This is a genomic window from Niallia sp. Marseille-Q9988, assembly GCF_976954375.1.
In genome coordinates, this window is sequence record NZ_CDRJSZ010000011.1 from 108,512 (window position 1) to 118,843 (window position 10,332).

Below are 10,332 nucleotides of genomic sequence, written 5' to 3' on the forward strand. Positions count from 1 at the left end.
CTGCACAAAATTCTAGTTGATTATAACATATTGATTTTTAACTCGATGTTGAATTGGAAAAATTTCCGGAAAAAAGTACATGAAAACGGTTTATTTAATATATTCCTGCTTCTCAAAATCCATTAGACTTTAACTATGCTTAAAATAAGCTGGGCAAACTTATACGATATTTTTTTTAGAAATAGACCATAGGAGGGGACTTTATGAATTACAAAACGTTAATGAAACGCGCAGCAATGGGATTAATGGCAACATCGCTAACTCTATCACTAGCAGCATGCATGGATAATTCTTCATCAGGAGAAAGCGAAACAGAAGATGGGAAAACAATTATAACGATGGGACGTGTAACAGCTGCCAATTCTAAATTACCTGAAGGCGACACATATGAAAATAATGCTTATACACGTTTAGTAGAAGAAAAATTAAATGCAAAGATAGTGGATCAATTCGAAGCAGAAGGGGAAGATTATGGTCGTCAGGTAGCACTTGCTATTGCATCTGGTGAGTTGCCAGATATGATGCGTGTTGATAGTCGTGAAGAGCTAAAAGAGCTAGTAGAAAATGACCTAATTGCTGATTTGACAGATGTTTATGATGAAAATGCAAGCGATTACATTAAGGATATTTATGGAACTTATGATAACCGCAGTCTAGAGGATGCGACATTTGACGGGAAACTAATGGCGATTCCAGCAACCATTGGAGACTCTGCGCCAAATATGGTTTGGATTAGAAAAGACTGGATGGAAAAACTAGGGGTTAAATTAGATAGTGACGGAGATAGCAAAATCACTATAGCCGAATTGGAGCGTACAGCTAAAGCATTTATTGAAAATGATCCAGGTGGCACCGGAAATCCAGTAGGAATTCCATTTGCTACATGGTTAAATGCGGGTGATTACGGGGGTAGTGGTCTGAATATGACTAGCATTGCTGGAGTTTTTAATGCCCATCCTCGTATGTGGTTAGAAGATGATAAAGGAAATATCGTGAATGGTTCTACAACAGAAGAGACGAAACAAGCTTTAGGAGTAATGGCAGATTGGTTTAAAAAAGGTATCATCGATCCACAGTTTGGTACAAGAACTTGGGATGATATTATGGCACTTGTTACAAATGGCCAAACGGGAATTATAACAGGGCCTTGGCATATACCGGACTGGGGATTGTCAACAGTGAGAGGGATGGATAAGAATGCTGAGTTTGCTGCTTATGCAATCGAAGGAGAAAACGGCAAAGTAAATGTATTCCATAATAACCCGACTGGACAATTCATGGTTGTACGTAAAGATTATGAGCATCCAGAATTAGCAATCAAAATATTGAATTTATTTTATGATGAAATAATTAATGCAGATGATTTACAAAAGGATTATCCAGAAATCTATAAGTATGGTGAATTAGCTGTAGACGGCTCAACTAGACCATTTAACATTGAAGTATATAAATCAACAAATATAGTAGATGAGTATCAATATATTAAAGAAGCAGTAGATGGGAAAATTTCTATTGATGACATTCCTACTGCAGGTTTAAAAATTGATGCGCAAAGCGTTATGGCTTATCAAGAGAATCCAGAAGGTGCAGAGACGTCAGAATGGGCAAAATATCATTCTAGAATGCTAGGTATGAGCATGATTGATAAGTTTACTAAAGAAGAGCAATTTAATTGGACTACTCCAGTATTCTTTGGAAGCACTCCAACGATGGAAAAGAAGGGTGCTAACCTATTGAAATTGGAAGAAGAAGATTTCATTAAAATTGTGACAGGAAATAAACCATTAGATTATTTCGATACATTTGTTGCAAATTGGAAGAAACAAGGCGGAGATGAAATTGCTGCTGAAATTAAAGAGGAGTTAGCGAACAAATAGAATATAAACTTAGCTGTTCTAATAGTGGGTATCCTTCTGTAATTAGAGAAGTCATTGTTAGAACAGCTGCAAAGTAAGGAGGGGATGTTATGTTTCAGCAACCACATGTAAAAGCAGAAAATGAAAAAAGTACATTACCAACTAGCAACAAGAAGTATTCTAAAAAAATAGTAACAAAAGAAGAGTTGTTTTATCATTCGATGCTACTTCCTGGTATGATTTTTTTGATTATTTTTACTTTTATACCAATGTTTGGTGTTATTATGGCGTTTCAAGACTATGTGCCTGCAAAAGGAATCTCAGGCTCAGAATTTGTTGGTTTCGAACATTTTAAGTATATGTTCTCTCTACCTGATATAAGTAAACTGTTCAGAAATACGATAGTTATTGCACTCGGAAAAATAGTATTAGGTTCCTTATTGGCAATTGTTTTTGCGATTTTATTAAATGAAATCAGAATGAAAATACTAAAAAAATCTATCCAAACGATTGTTTATTTGCCACATTTTCTTTCATGGGTAGTACTTGCAACTGTTGTAGTAAACATGTTTAGTCTGGATGGAACGATTAATCAAATCCTAGCTTTCCTGGGCATAGAGAAGCTGAATTTTCTTGGGAGTAATACACTTTTCCAACCATTGATGATTGGGACTGATGTATGGAAAGAGTTTGGATATAATTCGATTGTTTATTTAGCAGCGCTAACGGCTATTGACCCTGGGCTTCATGAAGCTGCAAGCATAGATGGAGCCAATTGGTGGAAGAGAATTTGGCATATTACACTTCCAGGTATGTTGCCAATTATTCTATTGTTGGCTGTATTAAGTCTGCCTAATGTATTAAATGCAGGATTTGATCAAGTATATAATCTTTATTCACCAATGGTATACGAATCAGGGGACATATTAGATACCTATGTCTACAGAGTGGGATTAATGGGACGCGAGTATAGCTTTGGTACAGCAGTAGGATTATTTAAATCGGTGATAGGAATTATTTTAATTTTATCTGCAAATAATGCTGCTAAAAGATTTACAGATCGTAAATTGTTCTAGGAGGGAAGAACGCATGATAGAGAATAAAAGCTTTTCTGCACGAATCGGTCGATTTACTATTTATGCAATCGTCATTTTCCTTGCTCTGACTTGCTTGCTTCCATTATGGAATATTGTAGCGATTTCTTTTAGTGGAAGTGATGCAGTAGCAAGTAATAAAGTTGGCCTTACACCAATTAATACAACATTTGAGGCATATAAAATGATCATGGAAGATGGACAATTTTGGCGGTCTTTTGGTATTTCCGTTCAAAGAGTATTTTTATCACTGGTGATAAATATGGTGTTAATTGTAACAATGGCTTATCCTCTTTCTAAATCAAAAAGAGAGTTTAGGGGTAGAGGAATCTATATGAATTTACTTATCTTTGCAATGCTTTTTAACGGAGGAATGATTCCCACCTATTTGGTTGTAAAAAATCTTGATATGCTAAATACAATATGGGCATTAGTGCTTCCTGGAGCAGTGCAGGTGTTTAGCATCATCCTTGTCATGAACTTTTTTATAGGTGTACCGAAATCATTAGAAGAAGCAGCCATAATGGATGGTGCGAATCCGTTACAAGTATTAATAAAAGTATATATACCGATTTCTATGCCAGCTTTAGCAACGGTTGCATTATTTAGTATAGTGGGTAATTGGAATGATTTCTTCTCGGGATTAATTTATATGACAAAAGTATCCAATTATCCGTTGATGACCTATATACAATCACTAACCATTAGTATTGAAGATATGCTAAAAGCAGGTGCAACCTCAAGTGCTTTAGCAAATGCAGGAGAAGTTTCCAACAAGAATCTTAATGCTGCCAAAATCGTTGTCTCCTGTGTCCCATTGCTATTAATCTATCCAATGCTACAAAAATATTTTATTACAGGAATTGTAGTCGGATCTGTCAAGGAATAGTAAGTGATATTTCAAACGTAGATTAAGAGGGTATCAATTAAAAAACAAATATTGTATCAACATCTATAAAACTAGATAACCTCTATAATTTAAGAAAGGAATGGATAAACGGTGAATGATATTTTTGAATGGAATGGACCCATTTATCGATTTTTAGCAAAAATAGTTGATTTGTTTGTTTTAAATGCTGTGTTTCTTATCAGTTGTTTGCCAATTGTTACAATGGGATCTTCCATAACAGCAATGTATTCCATAACAATGAAGATGGTAAGAAATGAGGATGTTTCTATCATCAAAGGATTCATCGATTCGTTTAAAAAGAATTTCAAACAAAGTACAATCATATGGATGATTGTATTGGCAGTAGGTGTTATCCTTTCCTTGGATTATTATTTCCTTAATCTATATACAGGGAGTTTGTCATTGCTGGTTAAACTAAGTCTCATTATTTTTACTTTTGCTTACTTACTATTGTTCACCTTTATCTTTCCATATGTCGCTAGATTTGAAAATTCAATAAAAAATTCTATCATAAATACATGGAAGATTGCATTTTTACATCCAATTAAAACATTTACAGTCCTAATATTTACGACGATGATTCCTGTTATAACCTTTGTATTTTCGATTTATTCTTTTTTGTTCCTTTTATACTTTTGCATGTTTATTGGCTTTTCCTTAATTGCTTATGTAAATACGATTGTGATACGTAGTATTTATGAAAGATATGAGAATTAAAGAGTGAATCAGTTTATTAATGTAATAAGAGTGTCAGGCACCTAATCAAGACAAATGTCTTTTAACAGTGTCAGACACTCTGTTTTTGCTGTTTACTTTTTAAACTCATTCAATCTTTCGTATGTCTCCAGAAGAAACTGATAAAATAATAATTCTGTTGGAAGAAGTTTTCGATGGGTGGGATAAATGACACCGACGGTTCGAGTGAGATTGTTATCTGAAAGGGGGATGACGCAAGTAGACCGTGGTGTGTTATCTACGAGAGTCATTTCAGGCATTAAGGCAACGCCCAATCCTGCAGATACTAATCCTTTTAGTGCATCAATATCTTTTCCCTCAAATGCAATCTGTGGTGAAAAACCTGCATCAAGACATGCTGTAACTACTTGATCACGAAATACAAATCCTTCAGGCAAAACACAGAAAAAGTCGTCTTTTAGGTCTTTTAACTGGATTTCTTTTTGCTTACTTAAAGGGTGATGAAGTGGAAGGAGTGCGACTATATTTTCTGTAAATAATGTCGCACCTTTAATTTTAGTTTCTTTTTCACGATTCGGCATTGGCGCAATCATCGCCAAATTAAATTCCCCATTAATTACTCCATCGATGAGATCGTGATATAGGGCATTGCTCATATGGAATTTAGCTTCTGGATAACGGGTGCGAAAAGAATAAATGATGGAGGGTAGGGTATGAGCAGCCATGCTAATAGGAAATGCGATTCTAACTGTTCCTTTTTCAGGATCAAGGGACTCCTCTACTTCTCTTTTTGCGTCTTCCATCATACTCCATACTTGCTTCATGCGTTCAAAAAAAACATTACCTAGAGGCGTTAATTTTACGCTTCTCCCTTCACGTATAAAAAGTTCTACTCCTAATTCTGTTTCTAAGTTAAAAATCTGACGACTCACAGATGACTGCGCAACATGCAAAGAATCGGCAGCTTCTGTAATATGTTCTCTTTTGGCAGCTTCTAAAAAATATTGAATTTGTCTTATTTCCATATCTTCACTCTTTTCCACTCATGCGCATAACGCATGAATTCAATCCGAAATTAGTATTGAAACTATTAATTATAAAATTATAAAATAAAAACATCTTTTAGAAAAGAGAATATTCTAACATGATTGAGTCAAGTTTTTGTGGGAGTTTTTTTAGCTCCCTTTTTATAAAATAAAACTTTTAATTTTGTATCCGCTTTCTAAACATTTTCTTTCATCAAAATTTCGTTTTTTTCTTTTTTTAAAAACCTTTTAATCCCTGTAAGGCAAAGTGAATGGGTTTTCCAATCGCTTGATTTAAGTATGGCATGTTCTGACGCACGGTTTCTGTTACTAATTTTGTGGGTATTTTTCTTTTCGGTCGATGTTCTTTCTTTGATGTATTTAGGCTTTTTTCTTTTCCCATTTCCCATATATCGTTTGGATGGATAGGTCATCCTTCAATCCAATCCACAAGCGCGCCATGCTCATGACCCCTTTTTTGCTCCATGCTCTTCCATTTTTTAATCGTTTGGCTAATTGATTCATCATCGCCTCTGCACTTCCCATTGGACGATACGCTGTCGTGTCCACACCTTTTTCCTGTAACCAACTACGGTAATCTTTTATGGTTTCCTGATGATGCGTTAAAAAGGCGAGGAAATGCTCTAGTTTTTCTTCTTCTTCTGGTGTATCCATTGTTCCTACTGCGCTATTCAACTCTAGAAGTAATGTTTCTACCTGGTAGTTTTTTAACGCTCTTTTCATGTAGCGGTATCGAGGATGGCTCTTCATTAGTTGCTTCATTGAACGAGCGACATGAAAACGATCCATGGTGAAAAAGGCGCGTTCCCGAAAATACTCTCGACATGCCGTTATCCAGCCTGCTCCATCGCCATTAATAATAAGCAAGGTTTGGGTAGGATCATACGCATAATTATTCTGTAAGAACGTTTCAAAAGCTTCCCAAAAGGGTTCTTTTCCTTCATAGAGAAAATGCCTTTTATTTCGGAGCCTGACTCGCTTTCCGTTTTCTTTCCATCCCTCATGTACAGCGGCGAATTTCAACTCAAATCCACGCTTTTTCTTTTCTTGACTCTTCACATATAATCCATCTACTTCGACAAACAATACCTTTTGAAAAGGGCGTTTTTCCTTAGCGGGAAGTACGCTTGTTTGAAGAAGATGTTGCCGTAATGCTTCGTGGCTCATCGCCGAATAGCCTAAAAATTGTTCGAACGTTTCCACCGCCTTTCGATAGGAGGAACCATTCGTCGCTAGTTCTAACCCCCATTCTTCTAGTAGCGGACTAAATCCCTTATTCCCCTGAAACTGTAAATAGTGATCTAATAGACAAATATATTTTTTGGTCACACGATCAAAATAATAATTACGCTTCAGCTCCACAGCTCCAAACGCTGTATCTACTCGTATTTCTCGTTTATCACGTAAAGCAAATCTTCTTTTGTCTCGTTGCTGAGCAATCTCTTGATCCCAATTTTCTAATGTTTGAACAAGGATTTCTTGAAAGGTCATTTGTAGTGTTCGAAATAAAGTTTTTTCCAATTCTTTTAATGATGGCATTTTTGTGTTACATTGATTCATGAGAGCCTCTCCTTTTCGTAGTGTTCTAGTCAAACTCTACTTTACAAAAGGAAGCTCTCTTTTTTAATGCTTCATTTTTTCCAGCTACCGCGCTCTCGCTTGGTGGCCTTTTTGTCTAGTTGGGGGACTCGTCCCCCAACTAGACAAAAAGGATATTTATTCTCCCACAAACATTTTACTCATACTTCTAACATTAAAAACATTAGGGGCTGAAAAAGGATGAAAGTGCTGGAGGAAAAAGAAGAGGTTCAAACACAAACCGTGACAGATTACGTTAACGAGTTGTTTATTCAAGTTCAACAACGCAATCCTCACGAAAAGGAGTTCCAGCAGGCAGTTAAAGAAGTCCTCGTTTCTTTAGTTCCTGTACTTGAAAAAAATCCAACATATATTAAACATGCTGTATTAGAAAGAATGCTTGAACCAGATCGACTAATTAGCTTTAAAGTACCTTGGGTAGATGATGCGGGAATTATAAAAGTAAACCGAGGCTATCGTGTCCAATTTAATAATGCGATTGGACCTTATAAAGGAGGATTAAGATTTCATTCTTCTGTTAATGCAAGCATTATTAAATTTCTAGGGTTTGAGCAAATCTTTAAAAACTCATTAACTGGTCAACCGATAGGTGGCGGGAAAGGTGGTTCCGATTTCGATCCTAAGGGCAAATCAGATCAAGAAATTATGCGTTTTTGTCAGAGCTTTATGACAGAACTTAGCAAGTATATTGGACCAGATATCGATGTCCCTGCTGGAGATATTGGCGTAGGTGCAAGAGAAATTGGCTATCTGTTTGGACAATATAAAAGATTAAAAGGTGCTTATGAAGCTGGTGTTTTAACAGGAAAAGGTGTCGGTTATGGAGGAAGCTTAGGGCGGAAAGAGGCGACAGGATACGGATTAGTGTATTTCGTGGAAGAAATGCTAAAAAGTCAAGGACTACACTTTAATAACAGTAGAGTTGTTGTGTCAGGTTCAGGAAATGTATCTATTTATGCCATGGAGAAGGCGATACAGTTAGGAGCAAAGGTTGTAGCTTGTAGTGATTCAAATGGCTACATATATGATCCCAATGGCATTAATCTAGAAACAGTAAAGCAATTAAAAGAAGTAGAAAATAAGAGAATCTATGAATATGTAAAAGAACATCCAGATGCTCTTTATCAGGAAGGATATACTGGTATTTGGGGGATACCATGTGATATTGCATTGCCATGTGCAACACAAAATGAGCTTAATAAGGAAGCGGCAGAAAAGTTAATCTCTAATGGGGTAAATGCAGTAGGAGAAGGTGCAAATATGCCTTCTACATTAGAAGCAGTTGATACCTTTATTCATCATAATGTGTTATTTGCACCTGCTAAAGCTGCAAATGCAGGTGGAGTAGCAGTTTCTGCTTTAGAAATGGCACAAAATAGTGCAAGAATAGCTTGGACACAGGATGAGGTAGATAAAAAATTACAAGAAATTATGAAAAATATTTATAGTAAAAGTATAAAAGCAGCAGAGGATTATGCGACGATAGGAAATCTTGTAGCAGGAGCAAATATTGCTGGTTTTATTAAAGTAGCAGATGCAATGATTGCACAGGGGATTATATAACAAGCTTATCACCAGATAGGATTAATAAAAAATAGTAGGAGAATCAGCAATTTGCCGATTCTCTTATTTATATTATAGGCAAACATATCTTTTTAAAGTGTTGACCGATTTTTTTCGTATGAATATCAATCTTACTAACTAAAAATACTTCGACATTCGTAAAATAAAATTGTATTCTTGAATTTTTCGCGTTATACTATCTATAAATTTAATATTCTGAATATAAAGAATATTAAAATAGTATTGCGTGTAAAATAACAGAACGAAGGAGGAAGGATTATGCTAAACAATTGGAAAGTACAATTAGAAGAAATGTATGACAAAATGGTGGAATGGCGCAGATATTTGCATCAGTATCCTGAATTATCAAATCAGGAATATCAGACTTCCAAGCTAATCGCATCTCTTTTATCGGAATATGGGATTGAGAGTAAGGTAAATGTTGGAGGTATGGGAATTATAGGCTATATAAAGGGAGCGCAACCAGGAAAAACCATTGCGTTAAGAGCTGACTTTGATGCATTGCCTATTCAGGATGAAAAAGAAGTACCATATAAATCTAAAGTAGCCGGGGTCATGCACGCATGTGGACATGATGGACATACTGCAACTCTATTAGCAGTTGGTAAAGTATTGCAGGAAAACAGAGAGCAATTTGCAGGGAATGTTGTTCTTCTCTTTCAACATGCGGAGGAAGGCGGTGGTGGAGCAAGAAAAATGATTGCGGACAATTGTCTCGAAGGAGTAGATGCCATTTTCGCTAATCACTTATGGAGTTTAATCCCAACTGGAACGATTTCTTATACGAAAGGGTATACAACAGCAGCAGGAGACGGATTCCAGATTAAAATTAAAGGCAAAGGCGGTCATGGCTCTTCTCCGCATGATACCATTGATTCTATTGCTGTAGCTGGTCAGCTGATCAATCAGCTACAATACATAGTAAGTCGAAGAGTGAACCCTCAAAAAACAGCTGTTGTGACTATTGGCTCCATTCATGCAGGGGATGCTAGCAATGTAATAGCAGATTCTGCGATATTAAAAGGAACGGTGCGAACATATGAAAAAGAAGTGCAGCAATTAGTAGAGGAAGCCATGAATGATGCAATCAAAGGAATATGCTTGAGTTCAAAGGCAGATTATGAATTTGACTATTTCCATGGAGTCCCAGGGGTTTATAATCATCCGAATGAGACGGAGATATTTGCCAGATCCACGAAAGATACACTGCCAGAAGTGAACGTGGAAGAAGTGCCAGCACTGTTAGTCAGTGAGGATTTTGCCAATTATCTGGAGGAAAAGCCAGGTATGCTTTTCTTTACTGGAGCAGGAAATGAAGACTTAGGAGCTGCATATCCCCATCACCATCCTAAATTTGATTTCGACGAAAGGGCAATGCTAAATGCAGGAAAAGCAATGCTCTCTATCATTCATTATTATCTTGTGGAAAAAGCTTTGGAAGTGATGGCACCATATAATGCAGTAAAGTGAAGGGGAAGCTTTCTTTTACTTAAACACCTTGTTTACGTTATGACAAAATGAATGAAAGAGTCTTGTCCTAACACTCC

At 36.3% G+C, this 10,332-nt stretch carries 9 protein-coding genes; 6 read left to right on the forward strand and 3 right to left on the reverse strand.

Annotated elements, in window-relative coordinates; genetic code table 11:
* Nucleotides 1-203 precede the first annotated feature (203 nt).
* From ACWNMZ_RS19140 to ACWNMZ_RS19155, 4 genes are all read left to right on the forward strand, one after another.
* Complete coding sequence (locus ACWNMZ_RS19140) at nucleotides 204-1,877, forward strand: sugar ABC transporter substrate-binding protein (RefSeq protein WP_441131247.1); 1,674 nt, start codon at nucleotides 204-206, stop codon at nucleotides 1,875-1,877.
* Nucleotides 1,878-2,077: 200 nt separating this feature from the next.
* Nucleotides 2,078-2,932, forward strand: coding sequence for an ABC transporter permease (locus tag ACWNMZ_RS19145; protein ID WP_284561496.1), 855 nt, complete (start codon nucleotides 2,078-2,080; stop codon nucleotides 2,930-2,932).
* A gap of 13 nt (nucleotides 2,933-2,945) precedes the next feature.
* Nucleotides 2,946-3,839 (forward strand): carbohydrate ABC transporter permease, encoded by an 894-nt coding sequence (locus ACWNMZ_RS19150; protein WP_235252644.1) that lies wholly within the window; start codon nucleotides 2,946-2,948, stop codon nucleotides 3,837-3,839.
* Between the two features lie 111 nt (nucleotides 3,840-3,950).
* A complete protein-coding gene (locus ACWNMZ_RS19155; protein WP_235252645.1) occupies nucleotides 3,951-4,577 on the forward strand; it encodes a YesL family protein in 627 nt (208 codons plus the stop codon).
* Between the two features lie 92 nt (nucleotides 4,578-4,669).
* Here the strand turns inward: ACWNMZ_RS19155 and ACWNMZ_RS19160 are convergent, their stop codons facing one another.
* The 3 genes from ACWNMZ_RS19160 to ACWNMZ_RS19170 all read right to left on the reverse strand — a co-directional run bounded on the left by ACWNMZ_RS19160 (nucleotide 4,670) and on the right by ACWNMZ_RS19170 (nucleotide 7,162).
* The gene (locus tag ACWNMZ_RS19160) at nucleotides 4,670-5,581 is read right to left on the reverse strand and encodes a LysR family transcriptional regulator (protein WP_031536438.1); all 912 of its coding nucleotides are present in this window, start codon (nucleotides 5,579-5,581) and stop codon (nucleotides 4,670-4,672) included.
* A gap of 238 nt (nucleotides 5,582-5,819) precedes the next feature.
* The gene (locus ACWNMZ_RS19165) at nucleotides 5,820-5,984 is read right to left on the reverse strand and encodes a hypothetical protein (protein ID WP_449598621.1); all 165 of its coding nucleotides are present in this window, start codon (nucleotides 5,982-5,984) and stop codon (nucleotides 5,820-5,822) included.
* The gene (locus ACWNMZ_RS19170) at nucleotides 5,963-7,162 is read right to left on the reverse strand and encodes an ISLre2 family transposase (protein ID WP_449598786.1); all 1,200 of its coding nucleotides are present in this window, start codon (nucleotides 7,160-7,162) and stop codon (nucleotides 5,963-5,965) included. The genes ACWNMZ_RS19165 and ACWNMZ_RS19170 overlap by 22 nt, the downstream gene beginning before the upstream one ends.
* Nucleotides 7,163-7,381: 219 nt before the next feature.
* On the opposite strand from ACWNMZ_RS19170, the gene gdhA reads away from it, so the two are divergent.
* Both gdhA and ACWNMZ_RS19180 read left to right on the forward strand, forming a co-directional pair.
* Nucleotides 7,382-8,764 (forward strand): NADP-specific glutamate dehydrogenase, encoded by a 1,383-nt coding sequence (gdhA, locus tag ACWNMZ_RS19175; protein ID WP_449598787.1) that lies wholly within the window; start codon nucleotides 7,382-7,384, stop codon nucleotides 8,762-8,764.
* A gap of 279 nt (nucleotides 8,765-9,043) precedes the next feature.
* On the forward strand, nucleotides 9,044-10,255 hold the full coding sequence (locus ACWNMZ_RS19180) for a M20 metallopeptidase family protein (RefSeq protein WP_449598788.1): 1,212 nt from the start codon (nucleotides 9,044-9,046) through the stop codon (nucleotides 10,253-10,255).
* Nucleotides 10,256-10,332: the final 77 nt, after the last annotated feature.

Bases quoted from the DNA above. Each gene is read 5' to 3' on its own strand.
- ACWNMZ_RS19140 (WP_441131247.1), top strand. From the start codon at position 204: ATGAATTACAAAACGTTAATGAAACGCGCAGCAATGGGATTAATGGCA.
- ACWNMZ_RS19145 (WP_284561496.1), top strand. From the start codon at position 2,078: ATGCTACTTCCTGGTATGATTTTTTTGATTATTTTTACTTTTATACCA.
- ACWNMZ_RS19150 (WP_235252644.1), top strand. From the start codon at position 2,946: ATGATAGAGAATAAAAGCTTTTCTGCACGAATCGGTCGATTTACTATT.
- ACWNMZ_RS19160 (WP_031536438.1), bottom strand. From the start codon at position 5,581: ATGGAAATAAGACAAATTCAATATTTTTTAGAAGCTGCCAAAAGAGAA.
- ACWNMZ_RS19165 (WP_449598621.1), bottom strand. From the start codon at position 5,984: ATGGGAAAAGAAAAAAGCCTAAATACATCAAAGAAAGAACATCGACCG.
- ACWNMZ_RS19170 (WP_449598786.1), bottom strand. From the start codon at position 7,162: ATGAATCAATGTAACACAAAAATGCCATCATTAAAAGAATTGGAAAAA.
- gdhA (WP_449598787.1), top strand. From the start codon at position 7,382: ATGAAAGTGCTGGAGGAAAAAGAAGAGGTTCAAACACAAACCGTGACA.
- ACWNMZ_RS19180 (WP_449598788.1), top strand. From the start codon at position 9,044: ATGCTAAACAATTGGAAAGTACAATTAGAAGAAATGTATGACAAAATG.